The 25,182-nt window shown below is 69.6% G+C and carries 25 protein-coding genes; 17 read left to right on the top strand and 8 right to left on the bottom strand.

The annotated features are described in order from the left end of the window. Nucleotides 1–83 precede the first annotated feature (83 nt). Together ACIRA5_RS13950 and ACIRA5_RS13945 are read right to left on the bottom strand one after the other, a co-directional pair. Nucleotides 84–1,472: a purine-cytosine permease family protein gene (locus tag ACIRA5_RS13950; RefSeq protein ID WP_403690580.1), complete on the bottom strand. Its 1,389-nt coding sequence runs from the start codon at nt 1,470–1,472 to the stop codon at nt 84–86. A gap of 105 nt (nt 1,473–1,577) precedes the next feature. After that, a complete protein-coding gene (locus ACIRA5_RS13945; protein WP_403690578.1) occupies nt 1,578–1,970 on the bottom strand; it encodes a PLD nuclease N-terminal domain-containing protein in 393 nt (130 codons plus the stop codon). Between the two features lie 332 nt (nt 1,971–2,302). Between ACIRA5_RS13945 and ACIRA5_RS13940 the strand changes: the two genes are divergently transcribed. The 8 genes from ACIRA5_RS13940 to ACIRA5_RS13905 all read left to right on the top strand — a co-directional run bounded on the left by ACIRA5_RS13940 (nt 2,303) and on the right by ACIRA5_RS13905 (nt 9,059). Further along, nucleotides 2,303–3,760, top strand: a complete 1,458-nt coding sequence (locus tag ACIRA5_RS13940; protein WP_403690576.1) for a menaquinone biosynthesis decarboxylase — start codon at nt 2,303–2,305, stop codon at nt 3,758–3,760. Nucleotides 3,761–3,791: 31 nt separating this feature from the next. Beyond that, a complete protein-coding gene (mqnP, locus tag ACIRA5_RS13935; protein ID WP_403690574.1) occupies nt 3,792–4,697 on the top strand; it encodes a menaquinone biosynthesis prenyltransferase MqnP in 906 nt (301 codons plus the stop codon). A gap of 31 nt (nt 4,698–4,728) precedes the next feature. Next, nucleotides 4,729–5,403: a UbiX family flavin prenyltransferase gene (locus tag ACIRA5_RS13930; protein WP_054232129.1), complete on the top strand. Its 675-nt coding sequence runs from the start codon at nt 4,729–4,731 to the stop codon at nt 5,401–5,403. 141 nt (nt 5,404–5,544) lie between these two features. Beyond that, entirely contained in the window at nt 5,545–6,000 is a 456-nt protein-coding gene (locus ACIRA5_RS13925; protein WP_054232130.1) for an Lrp/AsnC family transcriptional regulator, read from the top strand. An 85-nt stretch (nt 6,001–6,085) separates the two neighbouring features. Beyond that, nucleotides 6,086–7,249 (top strand): aminofutalosine synthase MqnE, encoded by a 1,164-nt coding sequence (mqnE, locus tag ACIRA5_RS13920; RefSeq protein WP_403690571.1) that lies wholly within the window; start codon nt 6,086–6,088, stop codon nt 7,247–7,249. 183 nt (nt 7,250–7,432) lie between these two features. Further along, on the top strand, nt 7,433–7,972 hold the full coding sequence (locus ACIRA5_RS13915; protein WP_403690568.1) for a GNAT family N-acetyltransferase: 540 nt from the start codon (nt 7,433–7,435) through the stop codon (nt 7,970–7,972). A gap of 94 nt (nt 7,973–8,066) precedes the next feature. Beyond that, nucleotides 8,067–8,372, top strand: coding sequence for a DUF4229 domain-containing protein (locus ACIRA5_RS13910; RefSeq protein ID WP_403690565.1), 306 nt, complete (start codon nt 8,067–8,069; stop codon nt 8,370–8,372). 42 nt (nt 8,373–8,414) lie between these two features. Further along, nucleotides 8,415–9,059, top strand: a complete 645-nt coding sequence (locus ACIRA5_RS13905; protein ID WP_403690563.1) for a TetR/AcrR family transcriptional regulator — start codon at nt 8,415–8,417, stop codon at nt 9,057–9,059. 5 nt (nt 9,060–9,064) lie between these two features. On the opposite strand, the gene ACIRA5_RS13900 is transcribed toward ACIRA5_RS13905, so the two are convergent. The 4 genes from ACIRA5_RS13900 to ACIRA5_RS13885 all read right to left on the bottom strand — a co-directional run bounded on the left by ACIRA5_RS13900 (nt 9,065) and on the right by ACIRA5_RS13885 (nt 12,266). Beyond that, on the bottom strand, nt 9,065–9,901 hold the full coding sequence (locus ACIRA5_RS13900) for a MaoC family dehydratase (protein WP_403690560.1): 837 nt from the start codon (nt 9,899–9,901) through the stop codon (nt 9,065–9,067). Between the two features lie 214 nt (nt 9,902–10,115). Next, nucleotides 10,116–11,165, bottom strand: a complete 1,050-nt coding sequence (locus ACIRA5_RS13895; RefSeq protein WP_403690559.1) for a helix-turn-helix transcriptional regulator — start codon at nt 11,163–11,165, stop codon at nt 10,116–10,118. Beyond that, nucleotides 11,152–11,406: a DUF397 domain-containing protein gene (locus ACIRA5_RS13890; protein ID WP_403690557.1), complete on the bottom strand. Its 255-nt coding sequence runs from the start codon at nt 11,404–11,406 to the stop codon at nt 11,152–11,154. The genes ACIRA5_RS13895 and ACIRA5_RS13890 overlap by 14 nt, the downstream gene beginning before the upstream one ends. Then, nucleotides 11,403–12,266, bottom strand: coding sequence for a helix-turn-helix transcriptional regulator (locus ACIRA5_RS13885; RefSeq protein ID WP_403690555.1), 864 nt, complete (start codon nt 12,264–12,266; stop codon nt 11,403–11,405). Before ACIRA5_RS13885 ends, ACIRA5_RS13890 begins: the two co-directional genes overlap by 4 nt. A 133-nt stretch (nt 12,267–12,399) precedes the next feature. Here ACIRA5_RS13885 and ACIRA5_RS13880 point away from each other — a divergent pair, with 133 nt between their 5' ends. Further along, the gene (locus tag ACIRA5_RS13880) at nt 12,400–12,822 is read left to right on the top strand and encodes an ATP-binding protein (RefSeq protein WP_403690554.1); all 423 of its coding nucleotides are present in this window, start codon (nt 12,400–12,402) and stop codon (nt 12,820–12,822) included. A 192-nt stretch (nt 12,823–13,014) separates the two neighbouring features. Beyond that, nucleotides 13,015–14,919, top strand: coding sequence for an AMP-dependent synthetase/ligase (locus ACIRA5_RS13875; RefSeq protein ID WP_403690552.1), 1,905 nt, complete (start codon nt 13,015–13,017; stop codon nt 14,917–14,919). Nucleotides 14,920–15,064: 145 nt separating this feature from the next. On the opposite strand, the gene ACIRA5_RS13870 is transcribed toward ACIRA5_RS13875, so the two are convergent. Next, on the bottom strand, nt 15,065–15,268 hold the full coding sequence (locus tag ACIRA5_RS13870) for a cold-shock protein (protein WP_028805073.1): 204 nt from the start codon (nt 15,266–15,268) through the stop codon (nt 15,065–15,067). 343 nt (nt 15,269–15,611) lie between these two features. On the opposite strand from ACIRA5_RS13870, the gene ACIRA5_RS13865 reads away from it, so the two are divergent. The 5 genes from ACIRA5_RS13865 (at nt 15,612) to ACIRA5_RS13845 (ending at nt 20,873) form a co-directional block, all read left to right on the top strand. Beyond that, on the top strand, nt 15,612–16,460 hold the full coding sequence (locus tag ACIRA5_RS13865) for a menaquinone biosynthetic enzyme MqnA/MqnD family protein (protein ID WP_403690549.1): 849 nt from the start codon (nt 15,612–15,614) through the stop codon (nt 16,458–16,460). 129 nt (nt 16,461–16,589) lie between these two features. After that, complete coding sequence (locus ACIRA5_RS13860) at nt 16,590–18,314, top strand: serine/threonine-protein kinase (RefSeq protein ID WP_403690548.1); 1,725 nt, start codon at nt 16,590–16,592, stop codon at nt 18,312–18,314. A 2-nt stretch (nt 18,315–18,316) separates the two neighbouring features. Next, complete coding sequence (locus ACIRA5_RS13855) at nt 18,317–19,132, top strand: prepilin peptidase (RefSeq protein WP_403690546.1); 816 nt, start codon at nt 18,317–18,319, stop codon at nt 19,130–19,132. 72 nt (nt 19,133–19,204) lie between these two features. Continuing rightward, nucleotides 19,205–20,419: a cyclic dehypoxanthinyl futalosine synthase gene (gene mqnC, locus ACIRA5_RS13850; protein WP_067367507.1), complete on the top strand. Its 1,215-nt coding sequence runs from the start codon at nt 19,205–19,207 to the stop codon at nt 20,417–20,419. A 7-nt stretch (nt 20,420–20,426) separates the two neighbouring features. After that, the gene (locus ACIRA5_RS13845; RefSeq protein ID WP_403690542.1) at nt 20,427–20,873 is read left to right on the top strand and encodes an imidazolonepropionase-like domain-containing protein; all 447 of its coding nucleotides are present in this window, start codon (nt 20,427–20,429) and stop codon (nt 20,871–20,873) included. Between the two features lie 112 nt (nt 20,874–20,985). Here the strand turns inward: ACIRA5_RS13845 and ACIRA5_RS13840 are convergent, their stop codons facing one another. Continuing rightward, nucleotides 20,986–22,038: a chitinase gene (locus ACIRA5_RS13840; RefSeq protein WP_403690541.1), complete on the bottom strand. Its 1,053-nt coding sequence runs from the start codon at nt 22,036–22,038 to the stop codon at nt 20,986–20,988. Between the two features lie 391 nt (nt 22,039–22,429). Here ACIRA5_RS13840 and ACIRA5_RS13835 point away from each other — a divergent pair, with 391 nt between their 5' ends. Both ACIRA5_RS13835 and ACIRA5_RS13830 read left to right on the top strand, forming a co-directional pair. Beyond that, nucleotides 22,430–22,750 (top strand): hypothetical protein, encoded by a 321-nt coding sequence (locus ACIRA5_RS13835; protein ID WP_403690538.1) that lies wholly within the window; start codon nt 22,430–22,432, stop codon nt 22,748–22,750. A gap of 19 nt (nt 22,751–22,769) precedes the next feature. Next, nucleotides 22,770–25,181: a bifunctional polysaccharide deacetylase/glycosyltransferase family 2 protein gene (locus ACIRA5_RS13830; protein WP_403690536.1), complete on the top strand. Its 2,412-nt coding sequence runs from the start codon at nt 22,770–22,772 to the stop codon at nt 25,179–25,181. The last annotated feature ends 1 nt before the right edge of the window (nt 25,182 follow it).

Here is a 25,182-nt window from a genome sequence, read left to right as displayed (position 1 = left end):
GCGTGCCGCCGTGTTCCCGGGTCCGGTGCCGGCGCAGCAGTACGTTCACCTCCGCTCTGCGCTGACCGAGCGCAAGATCCCGCCTAGCCGCTGCGCCGCCGCAGCACCGCGTACAGCCCCGCGCTCAGCACGAAGCCGACCAGCGGGGTGCTGTCGCCGAAGGACGGGTAGTGCTCGGGCACCCAGCCCACGTACTTCTCCTGGTTGGAGAAGAGCGGGACGGACACCGCGACGCCGATCAACAGGGCGGCCAGGCCAGGCCAGTTGGTGTACGAGCGGTCGCCCAGCCGGCGTGCCCGCTCCTCGTCCGTCGCCGTGCGCGACCGGGTCCACCGCTCCACCAGGACGACGCCCAGCCAGGGGGCCACCCAGTACGCGATGACCAGCAGGAACGCCTCATAGGCCGCACCCGCGTCCGACAGCGACGCCCACGCCGCCGCCGTACCGGCGATCCCGGACACCACGACCAGCACGCTGCGGCTCAGCCGGACGGGGAGCTCAAGGCCGAGGGCCGTGATCGAGATCGCCCCGGAGTAGACGTTCAGAGCGTTCGCCGAGACCGCTCCGAGGATGATGGCGATCAGGACCAGGTCGCCGAGCCAGCCCGGCAGATGACCGGTGAAGGCCGCCGTCGGAGTGGCGTCCTCCGGGGCCGCGATCGTCGCCGAGGCCGCGCCGATGACGGCGACCACGGCGACCGACACGAACAGGCCGACCGCCGGGTAGAGGACCGTCCTGAACTTGTTCGCCGTGCGCGGCAGATAGCGCGAGTAGTCCGTGGCGTACGGGTTCCAGCCCGCGGCGTACCCCCAGGCCGCGCTGAACGCGAGCAGGAAGCCGCCGATGCCGCCGCCCGCGCCGCCCCCGTCGAGGTGTGCGTCCTTGAAGGTCCACACCCCGGCCAGCAGGAAGATCACCGCGAGGACGGGGAAGGCGTACTTCTCGAAGGTGTGCACGAAGTTGTGGCCGATGAAGCCGATCAGGATCTCGGCCACCACCACGAGGAGCAGGGAGGGCAGCGGGCGCAGGCCCGTCAGGGTGTTCAGGGCGAAGGCCGCGCTCACGCTGTTCACCGCGAACCAGCCCACGCCCGCCACCAGGCCGTTGACCCCGGACGGCAGGATGTTGCCCAGGTATCCGAAGGAGAACCGGCCGATCACCATCTGCGGGACGCCGAACCGCGGCCCGTCCAGGGACAGCACGCCCTGTGTGAGGGCGCCGAGCGCGGTGCCCAGGACGATGGCCGCGGTCGCCTGCCAGAAACCCAGGCCGAAGAAGAGGACAGAGATCACGCCGATGAAGACGGTCGCGAACTCGATGTTCGGGGAGGCCCAGGTCCACAGCAACTGGAGTGGACTGCCGTGGCGTTCGGCGTCGGGGATCGGCTCCGAGCCCGCCGTCTCGACGGCGATGACTCTGTCGCCGTACTCGGGCGTGATCGGTGCGGTGGTGCCGGCGGGAGCGGTCGTCATGCACCGTAAGTGTCCGGGGCCCCGCCACCCCCGGCCAGAGGCGCACTGTCCGTTTCGGGAGGCTCGTCGGCGTACACCTTGTACGGGCGCCGGCTTGTACGGGCGTCAGCTCTCGGACTCCTCGCCGGCCTCGCGCCGCCGCAGCTCCTCCTCGCGGCGCCGCAGGTCGGCCTCCCAGTCCTTCAGGAGGGCCTCGTCCTTTCGGTTCTCGGCCTTGAGGGAGTTGAGGAACTCCGGGTTGTCGTCGGGTGCGACGTACTGCGTGCGGTGGTTGCGGTGCCACTCGGAGGGGGTGGAGCCGCCCGCCGGGCCTCGCCGGTTGCGGCCCGCGACCAGCCAGGCGATCGGGCCGACCAGCACCTCGCCGAAGAGCAGGATGATGATGACCCAGACCACCTTGGGCAGGCCCCGGACCTCTTCCTCCGGCGTGTTCAGGCAGTCGATGAACGCGTAGATCCACAGCGCCAGGACCAGCAGGAACGGCAGATACCTGAGCATGGCGGAACGGTCCCCCAGTGGACGGTGGCGGGGCGGTGCGGGGCCCCCGGTGACGCGCACAGGGTAGCGGCTGACTTCAACGGGGGGATGACACTTTCCCCGCACCCCTGAACGCCTCGGCCTGGTCGGCCCTCATCACTCGGCCCGTCCGGCGTTTGAGGAGCAGGCCGTTCAGGCCGACAGGGGGTCTGGGGGCGTAGCCCCCGGCGGGGTGGAAGGGGCGGAGCCCCTGGGACGGGACGGGTAGGGGCGGCGGGGGCGAGAGGGGTGGTGCCGCCCGCGGCGGTGGGGCGCACGTCGGTGTCGGGTGGGCCTCAGCGATACTGGGACGCATGGCTTACGACGATCTTCGATCCCTGCTGAGGGCGCTGGAGCGCGAGGGCGACCTCAAGCGCATCAAGGCCGAGGTGGACCCGTATCTGGAGGTCGGGGAGATCGTCGACCGGGTGCAGAAGGCGGGTGGACCGGCGCTGCTCTTCGAGAACGTGCGCGGGTCCGCCATGCCGCTCGCCATGAACGTCTTCGGCACCGACCGGCGGCTGCTGAAGGCCCTCGGCCTGAAGTCGTACGGCGAGATCAGCGAGAAGATCGGCGGCCTGCTCAGGCCCGAGCTCCCTCACGGCTTCGTCGGCGTACGCGAGGCCTTCGGCAAGCTCGGCGCGATGACCCACGTACCGCCGAAGAAGGTGAAGTCCGACAACGCGCCCGTGCAGGAGGTCGTGCTGCACGGTGAGGACGTCGACCTGGACGCCCTCCCCGCACTCTTCACCTGGCCCCAGGACGGCGGCTCCTTCTTCAACCTCGGGCTCACCCACACCAAGGACCCCGAGTCCGGGATCCGCAACCTCGGGCTCTACCGCCTCCAGCGCCACGACAAGCGCACCATCGGCATGCACTGGCAGATCCACAAGGACAGCCGCAACCACTACCAGGTGGCGGCGAGGAGGGGAGAGCGACTGCCCGTCGCGATCGCCTTCGGGTGCCCGCCCGCCGTGACGTACGCCTCCACCGCCCCCCTGCCCGCTGACATCGACGAGTACCTCTTCGCCGGGTTCATCCAGGGCAAGCGGATCGAGATGGTGGACTGCAAGACCGTCCCGCTGCAGGTCCCCGCGAACGCGGAGGTCGTGCTCGAAGGGTGGCTGGAGCCGGGGGAGATGCTCCCGGAGGGGCCCTTCGGCGACCACACGGGGTTCTACACGCCCCAGGAGCCCTTCCCGGCGCTGACCATCGACTGCGTCACCATGCGCAAGCGGCCGCTGCTCCAGTCGATCGTCGTGGGGCGGCCCCCGACGGAGGACGGCCCTCTCGGGCGGGCGACCGAGCGCTTCTTCCTCCCCCTGCTGAAGATCATCGTGCCGGACATCGTGGACTACCACCTCCCCGAGGCCGGCGGTTTCCACAACTGCGCGATCGTCGCGATCGACAAGAAATACCCCAAGCACGCCCAAAAGGTGATGCATGCCGTCTGGGGGGCACACATGATGTCCCTCACGAAGCTCATCGTGGTCGTGGACTCGGACTGCGACGTCCACGATCTGCACGAGGTCGCGTGGCGGGCCCTCGGCAACACCGACTACGCCCGCGACCTCACCGTCGTCGAAGGCCCCGTCGATCATCTCGACCACGCCTCCTACCAGCAGTTCTGGGGCGGCAAGGCGGGCATCGACGCGACGAGGAAGTGGCCCGAGGAGGGTTACACCCGGGACGGGGGATGGCCGGAAATGGTTCTCTCCGACCCGGAGACGGCGGCGACGGTCGACCGCCGCTGGAAGGAGTACGGCTTGTGAGGTCCATCAACAGCACAAGGGCGGCCGGCCGGTGACCAGCGCATCCGCCGCGCTCCCGCGGCAGCCGGGGCGCACCAAGGCCTTCCTCCGGCTCGTCATGATCGAGCACTCCGTCTTCGCGCTGCCCTTCGCCTACATCGCCGCGCTGACCGCGATGTTCGAGTGGGACAGGAACATCCACTGGGGCAGGCTGCTGCTCGTCACGATCGCGATGGTCGGGCTGCGTACGTTCGCGATGGCGGCGAACCGGATCATCGACCGCGAGATCGACGCCCGCAACCCGCGCACGGCCCACCGTGAGCTGGTCACCGGCGCGATGAGCGTGAAGCACGCGTGGACGGGCGCGCTGGTCGCGCTGGTCTTCTTCCTGGGCGCCGCGGCTCTCCTGAACCCCCTGTGCCTGGCCCTCGCCCCCATCGCCGTGATCCCGATGGTGGTGTACCCGTACGGCAAGCGGTTCACGAACTTCCCGCAGGCCATCCTGGGTCTGGCCCAGGCGATGGGCCCGATCGGCGGCTGGCTGGCGATCTCCGGCGAGTGGTCGTGGGACGCCGTCATCCTGGGGCTCGCGGTCGGGATCTGGATCGGCGGCTTCGACCTGATCTACGCCTGCCAGGACGTCGAGACGGACCGCGAGGTCGGGGTCATGTCGGTACCGGCGCGCTTCGGTATCCCCGCCGCGATCTGGGGGGCACGCGGCTGCCACGCCGTCACCACCGCGCTGTTCGCCTGGTACGCCGTCACCACCGACGCGGGCGCGTTCTTCTGGTTCGGCCTGCTGATCGTCGCGGGCGCTTTCCTCTACGAGCACTCCATCGTGAAGCCGCACGACCTGTCCCGTCTGAACCGCGCGTTCTTCCAAGTCAACGGATTCATCGGCATCGCCCTGTTCGTGTGTGCCCTGCTCGATCTGCTGGTCCGCGGGCTCACGGTCTGAATCCCGACAGCCGCCGGATACCCTCGACATCATGAAGCCAGGACAGACGCAGCGCCGGCCTTGGATCGTGGGGGTGTCGGGTGCCTCCGGTACGCCCTACGCCGCCTCCGTGCTGCGGGCGCTCCTGGCGGCGGGGGAGAGCGTCGACCTGGTGGTCTCGCGCGCCTCCCGGCTCACGCTGCTCGACGAGACCGGCCTCCCCTTCCGGGACGCCCACTGGCAGGACGACCTGCGGGAATGGCTGGCGCGTGGCGCGGACGGCAAGCCCGGCACCTTCGACGTGCGCATCGAGGACGTACGGCACTGGAGCGCCGGTGACCTGGCGGCGGGGCCGTCCTCGGGCTCGTATCCCTCGAAGGGCATGCTGATCGTGCCGGCCTCGACGGCCTGTGTGGCCGGAGTCGCCCTGGGGCTGTCGAAGGATCTGCTGCAGCGCGCGGCGAGTGTGACGCTCAAGGAGGGGCGCAAGCTCGTCGTCGCCGTCCGCGAGACCCCGTTGAACGGGCAGACGCTGCGCCATCTGGTCTCCCTGGACGACGCGGGCGCCACCGTGCTGCCCGCCTCGCCGGCGTTCTACGCGGGGGCCACCCACATCCAGGACCTGGTGGACTTCGTCGCCGGGCGGGTGCTGGACGCGGCGGGTGTCGAACACGGGCTGTACCGCCGGTGGGAGGGCGAACTCGGCGGCGGTTCCCGGGCGACCTGAGCGGCCACGGCCGAGCACCTGTGAAGCGAAGCACGTACGACCGGAGCACGCACGATCCGAGCACCACTGAGCAACCGAGCACCACTGAGCAACATCGCACCACTCACGACTCACACACTTCAGCGGAAGGCTAGCGATCGCATGGACGCGGTGGACAGGCAGCTCATCCAGGCCCTGAGAGAGAACGGCCGGGCCTCCTACGCGGAGCTGGGGCGCCTCGTCGGTCTGTCGGGACCCAGCGTCACCGACCGCATCAACCGGCTGGAGGCGGCCGGGGTCATCACCGGTTACCGCGCCACCGTCGACTCCGCCTCGCTCGGTCTCGGCGTCACCGCCCTGATCGGCATCTCGCTCTCCGACGCCGCCGACCACGAGGACGTGGCCCGGCGGATGCGGGACCTCGGCGAGATCGAGGACTGCTGGTTCATCGCGGGCGACGACTCGTTCATGCTCAAGGTGCGGGCGAGTGATGTCGACGGGCTGGAGAAGACCATCCGACGGCTCTCGGGGACGAAGGGTGTCTCCCGGACCCGTACGACGATCGTGCTCTCCACGAAGTGGGAGAACCGGGTCGGAGAGCTGCCCGAAGAGGGCTAGGGCACGAAGTGCCTGATGGGGCTCCTCCCGCCCGGAGGGTGGGGGAGTACGGTTGGCGAAGTCTGTCTTAGGAAGAGGTAGAGGCATGGACGTCGGGCTCAAGCGCGAGCTGGAGCAGAAGGTTCGAGCCGGTGAGCGGCTGACCCGCGAGGACGGCATCGCGCTGTACGAGTCGGACGACCTGGCCTGGCTGGGCGGGCTCGCCCACGAGGTGCGCACGCGCAAGAACGGCGACGTCGTCCACTTCAACGTCAACCGCCACCTCAACATGACGAACGTGTGCACCGCGTCCTGCGCGTACTGCTCGTTCCAGCGCAAGCCGGGCGAGAAGGACGCGTACACGATGCGCATCGAGGAGGCCGTCCGCCTCGCCAAGGCGATGGAGAACGACAACCTCACCGAGCTGCACATCGTCAACGGCCTGCACCCGAACCTGCCGTGGCGCTACTACCCGCGGTCGCTGAGCGAGCTGAAGAAGGCACTCCCGAACGTCTCCCTGAAGGCCTTCACGGCGACGGAGATCCACCACTTCGAGACCATCTCCGGGCTGTCGGCGTCGGAGATCCTCGACGAGCTGATCGAGGCGGGCCTCGAGTCCCTCACCGGTGGCGGCGCGGAGATCTTCGACTGGGAGATCCGCCAGCACATCGTGGACCACCGCACGCACTGGGAGGACTGGTCGCGCATCCACCGGCTCGCGCACGAGAAGGGTCTGAAGACCCCGTGCACGATGCTGTACGGACACATCGAGGAGCCCCGCCACCGCGTCGACCATGTCCTCAGGCTCCGCGAGCTCCAGGACGAGACCGGCGGCTTCCAGGTCTTCATCCCGCTGCGCTACCAGCACGACTTCGTGGACATGAAGGACGGCAAGGTCCGCAACCGGCTCCAGGCGCGCACCCAGATGGCGACCGGCGCCGAGGCCCTGAAGACCTTCGCGGTCTCCCGGCTGCTCTTCGACAACGTGCCGCACGTCAAGGTCTTCTGGGTGATGCACGGTGTGCAGACCGCGCAGCTCGCCCTCCAGCACGGTGCCGACGACATGGACGGCTCGGTCGTCGAGTACAAGATCACGCACGACGCGGACAACTACGGCACGCCGAACAAGCTGACCCGCGAGGACCTGCTCGACCTGATCCGCGACGCGGGCTTCCAGCCGGTCGAGCGCAACACCCGCTACGAGATCATCCGCGAGTACGACGGCCCGGACCCGGCGCGCCGCGAGTCGCCGCAGCCGATGCGCGTCTGACGCTCCGCCGTCCGGTCGTACGCCCATGACGGCCCCTTGGCCGGTTCCCTCCTCGCGGAGGGGGCCGGCCTTTCGCTTCGTGCGACGACACTCCGCCGTCGTGTTCCGGAAGTTCAACCGGGCGTGGACGGGCGACATCCGCAGTTGGTCCACTCCGACCTCGGTGTTCTACGCTCGGTGGCCGTGCCACTGACCTTCACCCTGTTCACCCGTGACGCGAAGCCGCCCCGCCCCCTGCCCGACCAGCTGCTCACCCTCTGGACGGATGTCACCAACGCGGGCGGTGCGGTCGGCTTCGTGCCGCCGGTGACCGCCGTCGACATACGCCCCCGCGCCGAGGCCCATCTCACCGCGATAGCCGAGGGCCGCACCCGGCTCCTCGCCGGGTTCACCGCCGACGGCCGGCTCGCCGCCACCGCGTTCCTCGCGCTCAACGACCACCCCCTCATGCGCCACTGGGCCTGGCTGTACACCGTCATGGTCGACCCGGCCCTCCAGGGCCGCGGCTACGGCGCCGACCTGCTCCGCGAGGCCGAGGACCGGGCCCGCGCGCTCGGCCTGGAGGGACTCCGCCTCACCTGCCGGGGCGGGGAGGGACTGGAACGCTTCTACGCCTCCTGCGGCTACAAGGAGATCGGCCGGGCGCCCGACGCGCTGCGTGTCGCGCCGGGCGACGACCGCGACGAGATCACGATGCTGCTGCCTCTCCCGCGCACCGACTGAGGCCCCCCTGCGCGCCGGGAACGCCGGGCGTGCTTCACTGGACGGTGCCCTTTGGGAACGTTCGAAACGGTTCGGAACGGAAGAGTGGATTGACATGGGCCGCTACACACTGATGCGCCTCGGCGTCTTCGCCGGCTGCCTCGTGGTCGTCTGGGGCCTCGTCTACCTGGGCATCGCCCCGCGCGGCCTGGGTGACTCCAACTACATGTGGATCGTCCTGCTCGCGCTGATGATCTCCGCGCCCATCAGTTTCGTCGTGCTGCGCAAGGAGCGCGACCGCGCCTCCGCCCAGGTCGTCGCGCGCGTGGATCGCATGAAGACCAACCTGGAGCAGAACCGCAGCCAGGAGGACGGCGTGGACGACGCCACCCGCGGCGGCGTGCAGGGCCAGACCTCGTAACGCTGTACCGGGCCGACGGCGGCCGATCGTACGCTTGCCCATATGGGTGCTGTGAAGAACAAGCGGATGCCGCGCGCGGTACGTGAACAGCAGATGCTGGACGCCGCCGTGCGGACCTTCGGGCAGTTGGGGTACCGATCCGCTTCGATGGACGAGATCGCCGATCTGGCGGGCGTGTCCAAGCCGTTGGTGTATCTGTACCTGAACTCCAAGGAAGACCTCTTCACCGCCTGCATCCGCCGTGAGGCGGCCGCACTGACCACGGCGGTACGCGCGGGCGTCCAGCCCGGTCTGCCCGCCGACCGTCAACTCTGGGCAGGCTTGCGGGCGTTCTTCACGCACACGGCGGAGAATCCGGACGGCTGGGCGGTCCTGCACCGTCAGGCGCGCACGCACGGCGAGCCGTTCGCGGCCGAGGTCGCGGCGATGCGCGAGGAACTCGTCGCGTTCGTCACCCAGCTGATCGTGGTCGCCGCGCGCGAGGCCCACCGTGACCCGTCCCTGCCCGAACGGGAGGTCGCCGGACTCGCCGAGGCCCTCGTCGGCGCCGCCGAGTCCCTCGCCGCCTGGGCCAACGCCACGCCGGGCGTCTCCGCGAAGCAGGCCGCGGCGACCCTGATGAACTTCGCCTGGGCGGGCCTGGGCGACCTGATGAACAACCGCCCGTGGACGCCCCCGCAGGACTGACCCCTTCACCGTACGGGCTGTAGGTCGCCCGTCAGATGCAGGCGTCCGGGGTCCGTGCCGCGGAGCTCGAACGCGGGGCCGTCGGCGGCGTAGGTGACCGTGCCCGGGAGGAGGACGGGGGCCTTGAAGTCGGCACGCAGACGTACCGCGTCCTGGGGACCCTGTTCGGCGAGACAACGGGCCACCGTCCACATGCCGTGCGCGATGGCGCGGGGAAAGCCGAACAGGCGGGCGGTGAGGGGGTGCAGGTGAATGGGGTTGCGGTCCCCCGAGGCGGCACCGTACCGCCGCCCCACGTCACCGCCGAGCCGCCACTCGGCACGGACGGGGAGGGGCTTGCCGTCGCCCGGCTCCCGCGGGGGCGTGGACGTCGGCTCCCCGGCCGTCCGGTGCCGCGCGAGATAGACACTCCTCGACTCCCACACCACCTCGCCGTCGACGCTCGCCTCGGTCACGACGCAGGCCTGCGTCCCACGGCGATGGGGTTCCAACCCCGCGACGCGCACGCCGAGTTCGTACGTCTCTGAGGTCGCCAGTGCCTTGTGCTGGGTGATCTGGATAGAGGTGTGGACGAGCCCGAGCAGCGGCAGGGGGAACGAGCGGCTCGCCATGATCCGCATGGCCAGCGGAAACCCGAGGACGTGCGGATACGTCACCGGCAGCGCGTCCGCCCCCGTGGCGAACCCGCAGACCCGCTCGTACGTGGTGAGCCGGGCGATATCGATACGGACGTCCGGGAGAACGAGGCGGGTCGGCGGGACGTGGGCGTCCGGGCGGGGTCGCTTGAAGGGCGAGAGGAAGGCGCCCTGGGCGAGGAGAGGGGTCAGGTAGCGGTCGGCCATGGTCCAACTCCCGGCTCGGGTGTATTTACTCCGGAGCCAGGTTACCCACGGTAAGGCAACGTCAATACCTGCCGGGGCAGAGAGTCACCACTGCCAGAGTGGCCGCCGTGATGAGGAGTGCGATGGTCAGGCGCAGGCGGTGCATGGTGTTCCCTCGCTCGGTGATTCCCGTCATCACGGTGGCGGGTGCCGAGACGGGGAGCTATCCCGAGAACTAGGGGGTTGCGCGGTGCCGCAGGCACGCGAGGAGTTCCTCGCGTCCACTCACGCCCAACTTGCGGTAGACGGCTCCCAAGTGGTCGTTGACGGTGTGCTGCGACAGTTCCAGGCGGCGGGCGATGTTCTTCGCCGCGAGGCCTTCGAGCGCGTGCCGGACCACCTCCCGCTCCCGCGAGGTGATCCCGTACCAGGCGGCCACCGTAGGCAGCAGCGCCTCGGCCGTCGCCGTCTGAATGGTGACGACCATGTCGCCCGTCTCCGGCGAGCACAGCGGTTGGGCGTGCAGCAGCGCCCAGCCGCGCGCGGTGAACATCCGGGTGACCGCCGTACCGTCCGGTGCCCGGCGCGCGGTGGCCGTGATGTTGCAGACGGAGCTGCGTAGGGCCTCGTGGTCCAGCTTCGGGGGGCCCTGGGGGCCCGTTGGCCGGCCGCCGGGTGCGGGCAGACACTCGTACAGCCAGTCCTGTACGCCGGGACTCGCCGCCTTGACCGTGTCGTCCCGGCCCACGACCACCACCCCGGGCGGTCCCTCGTACGGCAGTAAGCGCAGCGGCCGGTCGGCGACGAAGCGGCGCAGGGCGACGGCGAGCGGTGCGGCGAGGCGCTCGGCGCGCGTGATCTCGGTGTCCGAGAACGGCTTGCCGCCACGCTCCCGCAGCAGCACCATGCCGCCGCACGCCAGGCCGCCCACGGTGAGCGCGATCCGCATCTCGCAGCCCAGTCCCTCGGCCTGCATGACCTCGTGCAGCCGTACGTCGCACGGGGGCACGTCACCGGCCGTACCGAGCACGGCGACCGGTGTGGGCCCGCCGAACAGGGCCGGGAAGGGCAGGGCCGAACCGGTCCGCCAGTACTCCTTGTTCAGCACGCGCCGCGCGCTCGTGCCGTAGCCGTGCCGGGCGACGTGGAAGGAGATGGTGCCGCTGACGGGGTCCAGGCCGATCAGGTGGTACCCGTCGTGGGGGACCCAGCGTCCGATCTCGGTGGACAGGGCCGTACCGAGTTCCGCCGTGTTCGTCGCGCCGTGCGCGTCAGGGACCCGCAATCCCGGGCCCGGAGGTGAGGAAGGCGGACCAGGTGGTGGGGGAGAGGGTGAGGTGGGGGCCGGTGGGGTTCTTGGAGTCGCGGAGGTGGATGGTGTGGGCGGTGACAGCGACTTCAAGGCACTGACCTCTCTCGCCGTCGCTGTAGCTCGACTTCCGCCAGGTGTAGGCGACTTCGAGGCATTGGCCGCCTTCGCCGCTGCTGTAGCTCGACTTGAACCAGTTCAACTGCTCTATGGTCATCGCTCTTCCAGCATCTTCTCGATCAGGTCCAGGGACTCGTACGGGTTGAGCGCCTGCGCCCGGATGATCCCATAGCGGGCGGCGAGGACGCGGACCTCTTCGCGGTCGGTGATCAGCCTCGGGTAACCCTGGGACTCCATGTACGCCACTTGCTCCTTCCGTTTGGGAGTCAGGAGGGTGAATGAGCTGTCCAAGCAGGGGTGTTCACGGCGCCGCGTCGGCATCACCTGAAGCTGCACGTTTCGCAGGCGCCCGATGCGCAGCAACTGCTGTAACTGTTCGGCGTGCACTTCGGGGCCTCCGATGGGCCGTTCCAGTACCGCCTGCTCCAGTACGAAGCTGCACTCCGGCGGAGGCCATCGCTCGAAGAGCTGCTGTCGCGAGAGGCGGTCCGGCACGCGCCGCTCGATGGTCGCCTCGTCGAGTGGCGGGTGTCGTTGTGTGAACACCGCCCGCGAGTACGACTCCGTCTGCAACAGCCCGAGCACGCCCATCGTGCTGTAGTCGTACAGCGAAACGGCCTCCGCCTCCAGCCCCGCGTAACTCCGATACCACTCCGGATGACGCGTCCGCGCCTTCTTCATCGCCTCCCTGACCTCGGGGATCGCCTGCTTCAACAGCCCCCCGGCATCGAGGAGTTCGTCCGCCTTCTCCAGCAGCTCGGGCCGAGTCACCCGTACCCCCCGCTCCATGGCGGAGATCGCGTCGGGCCCGTACCCCACCGCCTGCCCGAACTCCTTCTGCGTCAGCCCCGCCCGCTCACGCAGCAGCTTCAGCATCTTGCCGAGCGCGGTGAACAAACCCGTCGTTCCCTCGGCCTCCGCCGGTGTCTCCGGCCTCCGGTCGGTCTCTTCCGTCACGTACGCCACCGCCTTCACACGCTCACCGCCACGGCCGACAACCCGCACACGCCGCGCACCGCACCCGTACGGCTACGCAGCGTCGCCGGGTCACTCCTGGTCAGCGTAGGACGAGCCGACCACGCTCGGTGATGTGAACTCCCGAATCTCCACCCCCACCGACGAACTGAGCCAGCGCCTCAGCTCCACCCCGCGCGGCGCCCGGCTGGCCCGTCACCTCACCGCACACCAACTCGCCGCGTGGGGATACCCGCACGACAGCGACGTGAACGACACCGCGCAGCACGTCGTGGCCGAACTCGCCGCCAACGCGGTCACCCACGGCCGCGTACCCGGACGCGACTTCGAACTCCGCCTGCTGCGCCTCCCGGAGGGCGTCCTGCGCATCGAGGTGAGCGACACGCGGGGTGACCGGCGGCTGCGGTTCGGTGCGGGGGAGGCGGACGGTGAGGGAGGGCGAGGTCTGGTCATCGTGGCCCTGCTCGCCCCTGTCTGGGGCATCGCGGACCGCCACGTCGGCAAAACGGTATGGGCCGAACTTCCCCTGAAGAATTAAGATTTACCCGGGGTAACTCGCACTTCGCCCGCCCCAAACACCCACATACCCCACACTCCCGCACCGTACGATCCCGGTCACCCCTGCCTTGTTGAAACTCGCATGAACCCCCCACGCCCCAGGCACGTATGAGGCGTTGCGCCCCCAACCCGCCTCATACCGACCGGGTCCTGGCAGCCAAGGAGCCGCGCCATGTCCAGCCAGCCCAGCCCGTACGACTCCCCACCCTCCCTCGTGGAGCCCGAGATCAGGCGGCTGGACGGAGTGGTGCGCGAGGTGTCCATGCCACCGCTCGTCGGTCAGGTGACCCACGGCTCGCTCGCGGACATCCCGTTCGACAACGCGACCGTGGCCCCGAACGCGGCGGTCCTCAGCAGGAAGAACGCCGACGGCGCCTGGGAGGACGTGACCGCCACCGAGTTCGCCGCGCAGGTACTGGCGGTGGCGAAGGGCCTGATCGCCGAGGGCCTGGCGCCCGGCGACCGCATCGCGATCATGGCGCGGACGACGTACGAGTGGACGCTCCTGGACTTCGCGGCCTGGGCGGCGGGCCTGGTCACCGTCCCCGTCTACCCCACCTCCTCCGTCTTCCAGGTCCGCTGGATCCTCCAGGACTCGGGAGCCGTCGCCCTCGCCACGGAGACGGTGGCGCAGGCGTCCGCGCTCGGCCCGGAGCGCGACCGGATCCCCGACCTGCGGCACATGTGGGTCTTCGACAAGGGCCACCTGGAGCGGCTGGCCGAACTGGGGCAGGACATCCCGGACCAGGAGGTCGCCGTACGCCGTGGGGTGCTCGGCCCCGACACGCTCGCCACCCTCATCTACACCTCGGGCACCACCGGCCGCCCCAAGGGCTGCGCACTCACCCACGGCAACTTCTTCGCCGAGATCGACAACGCGATCGAACTGCTCTACCCGATCTTCAAGGCGAAGACCTCGGATGCCGCGTCGCTGCTCCTCTTCCTCCCCCTCTCCCATGTCTTCGGGCGGATGGTCGCGGTCGCCTGTCTGCGTGCCCGGGTGCGCCTGGGCCATGCGCCGAGCCTGGATACCGAGGACCTGCTCGCGGACCTGGCGAGCTTCCGGCCCACCTTCCTGCTGGCCATCCCTTATGTCCTGGAGAAAGTGTTCAACACCGGCCGGGCCACGGCCGAGAAGATGGGCCGCGGGTCCTCCTTCGACCGCGCCGCGCGCATCGCGTGCAGCTACGGCGAGGCGGTCGAGGCCAAGCAGCACGGCACCGGGCCGGGTCCCTCGCGCTCCCTGCGCGCCGCCCGCGCCCTCTACGACCCCCTGGTCTACCGCCGTATCCGCAACGCGCTGGGCGGCAAGGTCCGCTACGCGATCTGTGGCGGCTCCCCGCTGGGCCGCCGACTCGCCGCGTTCTACGCGGGTGCCGGCATCGAGATCTTCGAGGGGTACGGCCTGACGGAGGCCACCGCCGCCGCGACCGTCACGCCTCCGCTCAAACCCCGACTGGGCACGGTGGGCTGGCCGCTGCCGGGCACCCGGGTCCGGATAGCCGGGGACGGCGAGATCCTGCTGGGCGGCGAACAGATCTTCCGCGGCTACTGGGATCCGAACGCGGGCGGCGTCGTCGACGCGGCGCCGGACGGCTGGTTCGCGACCGGTGACATCGGCGAACTGGACGACGGGGGCTACCTCACCATCACCGGGCGCAAGAAGGAGATCCTGATCACCGCGGGCGGCAAGAGCGTGGCCCCCGCGCCGCTGGAGAACTGGCTCCGCTCGCATCCGCTGATCGCCCAGTGCATCGTCCTCGGCGACCGCCGCCCCTACGTCAGCGCCCTCATCACCCTCGACCAGGACGGCATCACCCACTGGCGCCAGATGATCGGCAAGCATCCCGTCCCGCCGGAGCTCCTCATGAACGACCCGGAGCTGAACGTCATCCTCCAGCGCGCGATCGACGAGGCCAACAAGCTCGTCTCCCGCCCCGAGTCCATCCGCCGCTTCGCCGTCCTCCCGGGAGACTTCACGGAACTGGCGGGCCACGTGACGCCCACCATGAAGCTGAAGCGGGCGGCGATCGAACGTGACTTCGACAAGGAGATCGAGGAGCTGTACGTGCGGTAGGGACGCTCCCCGACGAAGACAGGCACACGAAGACACGCACACGAAGACAGACAAAGGCAGGAGCCCCGCGACCGGCTGGCGCGGGGCTCCTTGGGTACTGCGATCCGTTCCAAATCAAAGCATTGGGCTCATGATGCCCGCAGACTTAGATCGGGGTGACGTTCTCCGCCTGCGGGCCCTTCGGACCCTGCGTGACGTCGAAGGAAACCGACTGGTTCTCTTCGAGAGAGCGGAATCCGCTCGCGTTGATCGCGGAGTAGTGGACGAAGACGTCCGGGCCGCCGCCTTCCTGGGCGATGAAACCAAAGCCCTTTTCGGCGTTGAACCACTTCACGGTTCCGGTAGCCATAAGCCCTCCTTGGGCCCAAAGGGTTGCCCTGCTCCAGAACCTGCGATTGTGTAAACAACTGCATTCGTCTGAAAACGACGAGAGCCCGCGGTCACATGCTCCGCAGGCTCTGTACTGCAAGGGAAACCAAACTGCAACTTGCGGCGAGCCTAGCACGCAGGCAGCCGAAAGCAATAGGGGGCAAGATCACGTCACCCGGATGTTTGACCCGCATGGCGGATGGGTTGACGTGAGGGTGTCGACTCGCTGTCGCAAGGGTTGACACAAGAGGGTGGAAGGGTTTCGGAAACCACGCGGGGACCCTGGAGACTGCACGGTACTCCATGGGGTCTAGCCTCGCGATGTGGACAATTACCGCACCCGGCCGCGCGTCGGCCACATCCAGTTCCTGAACTGCCTGCCCCTCTACTGGGGGCTCGCGAGAACGGGCACGCTCCTCGACTTCGAGCTCACCAAGGACACCCCGGAGAAGCTCAGCGAGAAGCTGGTACAGGGCGACCTCGACATCGGGCCCATCACGCTCGTCGAGTTCCTCAAGCACGCCGACGAGCTGGTCGCCTTCCCGGACATCGCGGTCGGCTGTGACGGTCCGGTGATGTCCTGCGTGATCGTCTCGCAGGTCCCGCTGGACCAGCTGGACGGCGCCCGCGTCGCCCTCGGCTCCACCTCTCGTACATCCGTCCGGCTTGCGCAGCTGCTGCTGGCCGAGAGCGTGGGCGTCCAGCCGTCCTACTACACGTGCCCGCCCGACCTCAGCCTGATGATGCAGGAGGCCGACGCCGCCGTCCTCATCGGCGACGCGGCACTGCGGGCCAACCTCCTCGACGGGCCGAAGTATGGTCTGGAGGTGCACGACCTCGGCACGCTGTGGAAGGAGTGGACGGGCCTGCCGTTCGTCTTCGCCGTGTGGGCGGCCCGCCGCGACTACCTGGAGCGCGAGCCCGTCGTCACCCGCAAGGTGCACGAGGCCTTCCTCGCCTCCCGGGACCTCTCGCTGGACGAGGTCTCCAAGGTCGCCGAGCAGGCGGCCCGCTGGGAGGCCTACGACGAGCGGGTCCTGGAGCGGTACTTCACCACGCTCGACTTCCGCTTCGGCGGCCCGCAGCTCGCGGCCGTACAGGAGTTCGCCCGGCGGGTCGGCTCGACCACCGGCTTCCCGACGGACGTGAAGGTCGAACTGCTGACTCCCTGAGATCGCGGGGACGTTCTGAACCCCGTGGGGACGTTGTGAACCCCGCGGGGGTGTTCGGGACCCTGTGGGGGCGTACGGAACTACCCTGCTGGGCAGTGCGTCCGTGCGTACGGGGGAGGTGGGAGCGCCATGCAGCCGCTCGGAGTGGATGAGCCCACGGTCGTGGGGCCCTACCGGCTGCTCGGCCGGCTGGGCTCCGGCGGCATGGGGCGGGTGTACCTGGGCCGCAGCGCGGGCGGGCGGACGGTCGCGGTCAAGATCGTGCACCCGCACTTCGCGCTCGACGAGGAGTTCCGCGCCCGCTTCCGCCGCGAGGTCGAGGCCGCGCGACGGGTGGGCGGCGCGTGGACGGCCCCGGTTCTCGACGCGGACCCGGAGGCGTCCGTGCCGTGGGTCGCGACCGGCTACGCGGCCGGTCCCTCGCTCGCCGCGGCGGTCGCGGACGCGGGCGGTCCGCTTCCGGCGCATTCGGTACGGGTGCTGGGCGCGGGTCTGGCCGAGGCGCTCACGGCGGTCCACGCGCTGGGCCTCGTCCACCGTGACGTCAAGCCCTCCAACGTCCTGCTCACCCTCGACGGACCCCTCCTCATCGACTTCGGCATCGCCCGGGCCACCGACGGCACCGCCTCGCTCACCTCGACGGGCGTCTCCGTCGGCTCCCCCGGCTACATGTCTCCCGAGCAGATCCTCGGCAAGGGGGTCACGGGCGCGGCGGACGTCTTCTCCCTGGGCGCGGTGCTGGTGTACGCGGCGACGGGCGAGTCCCCGTTCCCCGGCGACTCCTCGGCCGCCCTCCTCTACAAGGTGGTGCACGAGGAACCCCGGCTCGGCTCCCTGGAGGGGGAGCTACGGGAACTCGTGGCCGCCTGCCTCGCCAAGGACCCGGCCGGCAGGCCGACCCCGGGTGAGGTGGCCGGACGCCTGGCCCCCGAGGGGGCGGCCCGGCTGGTGACCGCCGGCTGGCTGCCGGGGCCCCTGGTGGAGCAGGTCAGCCGCAGTGCGGTGCAGCTGCTGAACCTGGAGGCGGCGGAGGTGACACCGTCCGGGCCGGTGGGGTTCAGCAGCCCTTCGGTGGGCACGGACTCCGGGGCCGGGGCGCCGCCGCCCGGCGGGGTGTTCGGTCCGCCGCCGACCATGCCGCCGTACGCCATGCCGACGTACGTTCCGGGGCAGCGCGATGTCCAGGACGCGGTCGCGGCGCCGACCGTCCACCCGAGCACGCCCGCGACCGGCCCCGGCCACCAGGATCACCCGGGCAAGCTCTCCGTCAGCATGGCCGCGACCTCGGCCCCCGGTGCGAACGGTCGTGGCCGCAGGGTGAGTTGCACGCTCGCGCTGGCCGTGGCGGGAGCGCTGGCCGCGGTGACCGTGGGCTCGGTGTTCATGTTTCACCTGCTCCCGGGCGGCGGTGACGACAACTCGGCTTCCAGCGGCTCCGATTCTGCGGCCAGCCCTCCGGCGGCGACACCGAGCGCCCCCGGCCCGGCCGGCGCGACGCTCGCCTCCGTGCCCGCGCACTACCTCGGCACCTGGTCGGGCGACGCCTACGCGCTGAACGGGAAGCTGCCCGCGGGCACGTTCCGGGTCACCCTCCACCAGGCCGCCGTGGGCAAGGAGTTGGGCACGTTCCGGTCGACCGATCTGATCGGCGGCACCTGTGACGACGTACTCGTCCTGAAGAAGGTCACGGACACACAGCTCACCGCGACGAGCACCGCCAAGACGTCCAACCCCGGCACCTGCACGACCGGCAGCCACGAGGTGCGGCTGACCCCCGCCGGGGGCGATCTCAAGTACGAGACGGACAACGCGGACGCGGGCGATCCGGTGGCGCGGATGTCGAAGGCCGAGTAGCCGTGGACCTCGAACTCTGGTCCGTCCGGCCGCTGTGGCTGACCGTCCTCGCCGCCCTCTGGGGCGCGGCGGCGGGACTGCTGGTGCCGCGGGCCGCCTACCGGTTCGCGGTGGAGCCGGACGAGGCGTGGCGGACCCGGTGCCCGGACGGACACGTCCTCACCGGCGCCGCGGGCGGCTGGCTCGGCCTCGCCCGCTGCCCCGACTGCGCCCAGGACCTTCGTGACCTTCGTACGTCCTGGTCGGGGCCCGGCGACGCCCCGACGGCGTACCGCTACGGCTCCGGCACCCCGCTCGTCGCCCTCGCCACCGCGGGGGCCTGCGCCGGTCTCGCCCTCGCCACCGGTGCCCGCCCCGAACTGGCCGTCTGGCTGCTGCTCGCGCCGCTCGGCGTGCTGCTCGCGGTCGTGGACTTCCGGGTGCAGCGCCTGCCGGACGTCCTGACCCTCCCGCTCGCGGGCCTGGCCCTCGTACTGCTGGGCGTGATGGCCCTCGTACCGGAGCACGCGGGGCAGTGGCCGGCCGCGCTGTTCGGTTCGCTCGTGCTGGGTGGCGCGTACTTCCTCCTCTTCCTCGTCAACCCGAACGGCATGGGCTTCGGGGATGTGAAGCTCGCGCTGGGAATCGGGGCCGTGCTCGGCTGGTACGGATGGGGGACCCTGGTGCTCGGTACCTTCGCCGGGTTCCTGTTCGGCGGCCTGTACGGGCTGGGGCTGGTACTGATGCGACGCGCGGGGCGCAAGACGTCCATCCCCTTCGGACCGTTCCTGATCGCGGGGGCGTACGTCGGGCTGCTGATCGGGGCGTACGCGGCCTGACGTCGGGCCGCGGGAGGGGCTGGCGTAGGCTGGCCGGGTCCGTCCAGAACCCTTACGAAAGGGACGCTCCCGGTGACCGAGAAGGCCGACCTCACGTCTTTTGATGTCACAGCCGTCCTCGACCGTGCTGCCGCGGGTGGGCGGATCACTCCCGAAGAGGCGCTCGTCCTCTACCGCGACGCCCCGCTGCACGCCCTGGGCGCCGCCGCGGACGCGGTCCGCCGCCGCCGGTACGCGGGGACCGAGCACATCGCCACGTACATCATCGAGCGCAACATCAACTACACGAACGTGTGTGTCACGGCGTGCAAGTTCTGCGCCTTCTACGCGGCTCCCAAGGACACCGCCAAGGGCTGGACGCGCGACCTCGACGACATCCTGCGCCGCTGCGCGGAGACCGTCGAACTCGGCGGCACGCAGATCATGTTCCAGGGCGGACACCACCCGGACTACGGCGTCGAGTACTACGAGAAGCACTTCGCCGCGATCAAGGCCGCCTACCCGCAGCTGGTCATCCACTCCCTCGGCGCCTCCGAGGTCGAGCACATGGCCCGCATCTCCAAGGTGAGTGTGGAGGAGGCCATCCAGCGGATCCACACCGCCGGCCTCGACTCCTTCGCGGGCGCCGGTGCCGAACTCCTCCCGGCCCGCCCCCGCAAGGCGATCGCCCCTCTCAAGGAGTCCGGCGAGCGCTGGCTGGAGATCATGGAGACCGCGCACGGGCTGGGCGTCGAGTCGACGTCCACCATGCTCATGGGCACCGGCGAGACCAACGCCGAGCGCATCGAGCACCTGCGGATGATCCGTGACGTACAGGACCGCACGGGCGGCTTCCGCGCCTTCATCCCGTACACCTACCAGCCCGAGAACAACCACCTGAAGGGCCGCACGCAGGCGACGCTCTTCGAGTACCTGCGGATGATCGCGATCGCCCGGCTGTTCATGGACAACATCGCCCACATCCAGGGCTCCTGGCTCACCACCGGCAAGGAGGTCGGCCAGCTCTCCCTGCACTACGGCGCGGACGACCTCGGCTCGATCATGCTGGAGGAGAACGTCGTCTCCTCCGCCGGCGCCAAGCACCGCTCCAACCGCATGGAGATCATCGACCTGATCCGCAAGGCCGGCCGCGTGCCCGCCCAGCGGACCACGACGTACGAGCACATCGTCGTCCACGACGACCCGGCGAACGACCCGGTCGACGAGCGCGTCATGTCCCACATCTCGTCCACCGCGATCGAGGGCGGCACGGCGCACCCCGAGCTGAAGCTGCTCGCCTCCAACTAACGCCGCCGTGCTGACGATCCACACCGCCGACGAGCTGCGCGTCAGCTGGGACGCGGACCCGCTGAAGGACGGCGCGGTCGCCGTGGAGGGCGACCGGGTCGCGGGCACCGGCCCGCTGGACGTGCTGCTGGCGCGCTTTCCGGGGGCGCGGGTCCGCAGCTGGCCCGGGGTCCTCGGGCCGGCGCTCGTCCATGAGGGCCCCCTGCCCGACGCGCCGTCCCCACGGGAACGTGTTCACGCGGTGCTGAAGTCGGGTGCCACGGCGGTGATGGCGCAGTACGCCGACACCCCCGACCTCCGCGCGGCGGCCTCCCGCAACGAGGTCGCCGTACTCCGTGGTGCGAGAAAGCCCGAGATCACCGATACCGGCCGGGCCGACTTGGCGGTCTTCGACGCGGACGGGACGTGCTTGGCGACGGTGTGCGCGGGACGCTTGGTGCACAGACGCCGCTGAACTTCTTCACCCCGGGCAGGGGAGCGCCGTGCTTTTCGGGGCGCGGGGCTGTGTATATGTGCGGCTCCGCCCCGGGGCGCGCTCAGCCCCCACCCGCCCGCGCTCGACGAACTCACCCAGCGAACGCCTGAGCAAACGCCCCCGAACTCTGCGAAACCCCACTGCAATTGGTGGCCGCATTGTCCGAAGAAGCGTCATCACTCGAACACTGCTGATCCCGGAACGTCGACCACATCGACACCCAAGCGATCTTCTTCGACTCGGCAAACGCACGGACCTGCGCCGCGTCCGAGAGGCTGAACGTCTCATTGGCCACGTCGTTGTCCCCGATCATCGACGTCAACGCGAGCCCCTGCCAGGCCCCCGCACTCGACAGCCCGAACACATCCTGCAGTTGATCGTGGGTCGCCTTGGCGGAGGTCTCGGCGTAGTCGCCCATGTCCCCGGAGTACGAACTCCCGTAATTCATCGTCATGATGTTGACCGTCGAGACCGTCACGGAGTTGTCGTTGGCGGACTCCAGCAGCGCCAGACTGTCCGAATCCAGCCCGGACGGCATGACCGGCAGCGTGAAGGACACCTTCAGGTCACCGCGCTCCTTCTGGAGCAGCGCGATCGCCTTGGACCGCAGCGCCACCGACGCGGAGTCGGTCAGCGCGTCCCCCTCGATGTCGAAGTCGGCCTGGGTGGACCCGGCGGCGTCGAGCGCCGCCCCGTATGCCGCCGCGAGCGCGCTCGCGCTGCCGCAGACCTCCGCCAGCTCCTTGCCGGACGCCCCGCCGAACGAGACGCGCACACTCGCGCCGGACTCCTTCAGCGCCGAGATCCGCGACTTCACGGCGGCCTTGTCGATGGCGTCCGTGCCGTTCCACTTGGCCGTGCAGTGGGTGCCGTCGGAGATCACGAAGGCCAGGTTGTACGTGGTCGGAGATCCTGTCGAGTCCGTCGCGGAAGCCTCCGTGGCGCTCACGTAGGGCGCGTACGAGGTGCTGGACGAGGTGTCGGAGGAGGACGCGCTCTCGGAGGGCGCCGCACTCGTCCGCGGGGCCGGGGAGGTCTGCGCGGGCGCCGCGTCCGTGGTGCCCTGACCGCCGGAAGAGCACCCCGCCACCGCCAGAGCAAACAGGCAGGTGAGCCCGGCAGCCGGCCTCAGATAACCCCTCATTGCGTATGCACCCGCTCTCGTGATTTCTGTCTCAGGACCGAAACAAAGTGCGATTCGGGAGTTCCAAGGTGGCACATCCGAGGGGGATTCCCGAATACAGGAAGCGCATGGGTTACCCATGAGTAGCGGTACGCGAATCGGGCAAGCCGGGTCGCGAATCGGTACACAAGGTAGATATGCATCGACCCTGAGCTGCGCGGATGTTCGAGGATTCTCTCAGGGAATGGACAGCTTGGGCCAAGTTTCATGGGCGCCTCACATGAGAACCAGAGAATTGGCCACATAAAGGAGCCCTAATATCCGGGGAATGCAATCCGAGTCAGCCATCGAAAACCACAGTCAAGGGCGCGGCCGCCGCCGTAAACGCGGCAACGCGTCCGAAGACGGTCCCGTGTTCGTTGACAACTCCGGGCGCAGAGCACGTCTGCTGCGCAGGTTCGGCATGCTCGTCGGCGCCGTCTGCTTCGGTTACGCGGTCGTCCTCGGGATGGCCTTCATGGGCTGGGGCACCTCGCTGACCCCGTCCTCGCTCTTCCCCTTCAGCGGCGGCCAGGCCGGCTCCGCACCCGGGGGCGGCCTTCGGCCGCAGGGCGGCGTGGCCCCCACCGGCAGGCCGACCGGCACCCCGCCGTCGGGCCTGCGCACGGGCACGGCCCCCTCCTCGGCCGCTTCCCCGGCCGTATCCGCGTCCGCTTCCGCCGGCGCCAACTGACCGGAACGGACCCACCTCCATGACTTCGACGACGCCTTCACGCGGACGCCGGCGCGCCCCCACCAAGATGGAGCGGGCGGCCGGCAAGGCCGCGGCGCTGCAGAAACCGCGGGTGATCCTGGCCCTGCTGCTCCTGCTGGGGCTCACCAGCGTGATGCTGCTCGACGGCTATCTGCGTTCCGAGATCGGCAACGACGCGCGGGTGCGCGACGGCGCGGCTTACGACAAGGTGCCGCAGAAGATCCTCGACGGCGGTCCGCTGCTGACGTTCACGGGTGGCACGGCCAAGACCCAGTCCGTTCCGAAGAAGACCATCGTGCTCACCTTCGACGACGGTCCGACCCCGACCTGGACTCCCCAGATCCTCAAGGTGCTCGACGACAACGACATCGAGGCCACCTTCTTCATGGTCGGCTCGATGGTCTCCCGCTATCCGGGCGTCGTGAAGGACCTCGTGGACCAGGGCAACGAGGTCGGCATCCACACCTTCACCCACGTCGACCTCTCCTACCAGGGCGCGGGCCGGCTCCAGCGCGAGCTGAAGCAGACCCAGCTCGCGCTCGCGGGTGCGGCGGGGATCACGACGACGCTGTTCCGGGCCCCGTACTCCTCGGAGATCAACGCCGTCGACAACTACAGCTGGCCCGTCTACAAGGAGATCGGCAACCTCGGCTACACCAGCGTCTTCGTCGACACCGACAGCGACGACTGGAAGAAGCCGGGTGTCTCGAAGATCGTCCAGTGGGCCACGCCGAAGAACAACGAGGGTGCCGTCGTCCTCATGCACGACGCGGGCGGTGACCGCTCGGAGACGGTCAAGGCGCTCGACACGTACATCAAGAAGATGAAGGCGAAGGGGTACTCCTTCACCACCGTCAGCGGCGCGATGGCGAAGCTGAACGGGGCGCCGAACGGTGCCGGCCGCACGGGCACCGCCGGTTCCGGATCCGGACAGGCCGTCGAGGCCGGGGTCGGACAGACCGGTGCGGGTGCGGGTGCGGGTGCGGGTGCGGGTGCCGGTAGCGGCGCGTCGGGCGAGCAGCCGGGCGGCACGCAGTCCGCGCCCGGTTCGGGCTCCGCCGACAACTCCTCCGACAGCTCTTCCAACAAGGTGAACATCGAGCAGTCCGGCCAGCAGAAGGCCACCGGCTCGACCCTCTACGAGGGCAAGGCCCTCATCTACGCGGTCGCGGTCGCCGAATGGGTCCTGCCGCTGCTCTCCTGGCTGCTGCTGGTCGTCGGCGTCTCCGTCATGGGCCGCTTCGGGATGATGCTGCTCCTCGCCCGCCGCCACTACAGACAGCGCAACAGGAAACGCGGCAAGGGCGGCAAGTTCAGCTGGGGGCCGACGGTCACCGGGCCGGTGACGGTGATCGTGCCCGCGTACAACGAGAAGGAGTGCATCGCCAACACGCTCCACTCGCTGGCGCAGAGCACCCATCCGATCGAGATCATCGTCGTCGACGACGGCTCCACGGACGGCACCAAGGAGATCGCCGAGTCGCTGGGCCTGCCCAACGTCCGGGTCATCCGCCAGGAGAACGCGGGCAAACCGGCCGCCCTCAACAACGGTGTCCGCAACGCCAGTTACGACATCGTCGTGATGATGGACGGCGACACCGTCTTCGAGCCGGACGCCGTGCACCAGCTCGTCCAGCCCTTCGCGGACCCGGGCATCGGCGCGGTCGCGGGCAACGCCAAGGTCGGCAACCGCAACACCGTCATCGGCGCCTGGCAGCACATCGAGTACGTGATGGGCTTCAACCTCGACCGCCGCATGTACGACCTGCTGCGCTGCATGCCCACCATCCCGGGCGCGATCGGCGCGTTCCGCCGAGACGCGGTCCTCGAGGTCGGCGGCATGAGCGAGGACACGCTCGCCGAGGACACCGACATCACCATCGCGATGCACCGTGCGGGCTGGCGGGTCGTCTACCAGGAGCACGCCAGGGCCTGGACGGAGGCGCCGAGTTCGCTGAAGCAGCTGTGGTCGCAGCGCTACCGCTGGTCGTACGGCACCATGCAGGCGCTGTGGAAGCACCGCAAGTCCCTGACGGACAAGGGCCCGTCGGGCCGCTTCGGTCGCATCGGCATGCCGCTCGTCGTGATCTTCCAGATCATCACGCCGGTCCTCGCCCCGCTCATCGACGTGTTCACCGTCTACTCGATGATCTTCGTGGACTTCTGGGCCTCACTGCTGGCCTGGCTGGCGGTGCTGGTCGTCCAACTCGTCTGCGCCGCCTACGCGTTCCGCCTCGACCGCGAGAAGTACCGCTACCTCGCGATGCTGCCGCTGCAGCAGCTCGCATACCGCCAGATGATGTACCTCGTCCTGATCCACTCCTCCGTGACCGCCCTGACCGGCGGCCGCCTCCGCTGGCAGAAGCTCAAGCGCACGGGTGAGGTCGGGACCCCGGCAGGAGTGAGCTGAC

The sequence above is a fragment of the Streptomyces sp. NPDC096311 genome (assembly GCF_044763085.1).
Lineage (GTDB): Bacteria > Actinomycetota > Actinomycetes > Streptomycetales > Streptomycetaceae > Streptomyces.
Note: the sequence above shows the minus strand (reverse complement) of the source record. Positions and strands in the feature narration are given on the sequence as shown.

What these genes read in the sequence shown, in the direction of transcription:
- ACIRA5_RS13950 (WP_403690580.1), bottom strand. Translation starts at nt 1,472, where the DNA reads ATGACGACCGCTCCCGCCGGCACCACCGCACCGATCACGCCCGAGTAC.
- ACIRA5_RS13945 (WP_403690578.1), bottom strand. Translation starts at nt 1,970, where the DNA reads ATGCTCAGGTATCTGCCGTTCCTGCTGGTCCTGGCGCTGTGGATCTAC.
- ACIRA5_RS13940 (WP_403690576.1), top strand. Translation starts at nt 2,303, where the DNA reads ATGGCTTACGACGATCTTCGATCCCTGCTGAGGGCGCTGGAGCGCGAG.
- ACIRA5_RS13930 (WP_054232129.1), top strand. Translation starts at nt 4,729, where the DNA reads ATGAAGCCAGGACAGACGCAGCGCCGGCCTTGGATCGTGGGGGTGTCG.
- ACIRA5_RS13925 (WP_054232130.1), top strand. Translation starts at nt 5,545, where the DNA reads ATGGACGCGGTGGACAGGCAGCTCATCCAGGCCCTGAGAGAGAACGGC.
- mqnE (WP_403690571.1), top strand. Translation starts at nt 6,086, where the DNA reads ATGGACGTCGGGCTCAAGCGCGAGCTGGAGCAGAAGGTTCGAGCCGGT.
- ACIRA5_RS13910 (WP_403690565.1), top strand. Translation starts at nt 8,067, where the DNA reads ATGGGCCGCTACACACTGATGCGCCTCGGCGTCTTCGCCGGCTGCCTC.
- ACIRA5_RS13905 (WP_403690563.1), top strand. Translation starts at nt 8,415, where the DNA reads ATGGGTGCTGTGAAGAACAAGCGGATGCCGCGCGCGGTACGTGAACAG.
- ACIRA5_RS13900 (WP_403690560.1), bottom strand. Translation starts at nt 9,901, where the DNA reads ATGGCCGACCGCTACCTGACCCCTCTCCTCGCCCAGGGCGCCTTCCTC.
- ACIRA5_RS13890 (WP_403690557.1), bottom strand. Translation starts at nt 11,406, where the DNA reads ATGACCATAGAGCAGTTGAACTGGTTCAAGTCGAGCTACAGCAGCGGC.
- ACIRA5_RS13875 (WP_403690552.1), top strand. Translation starts at nt 13,015, where the DNA reads ATGTCCAGCCAGCCCAGCCCGTACGACTCCCCACCCTCCCTCGTGGAG.
- ACIRA5_RS13870 (WP_028805073.1), bottom strand. Translation starts at nt 15,268, where the DNA reads ATGGCTACCGGAACCGTGAAGTGGTTCAACGCCGAAAAGGGCTTTGGT.
- ACIRA5_RS13860 (WP_403690548.1), top strand. Translation starts at nt 16,590, where the DNA reads ATGCAGCCGCTCGGAGTGGATGAGCCCACGGTCGTGGGGCCCTACCGG.
- ACIRA5_RS13840 (WP_403690541.1), bottom strand. Translation starts at nt 22,038, where the DNA reads ATGAGGGGTTATCTGAGGCCGGCTGCCGGGCTCACCTGCCTGTTTGCT.
- ACIRA5_RS13830 (WP_403690536.1), top strand. Translation starts at nt 22,770, where the DNA reads ATGACTTCGACGACGCCTTCACGCGGACGCCGGCGCGCCCCCACCAAG.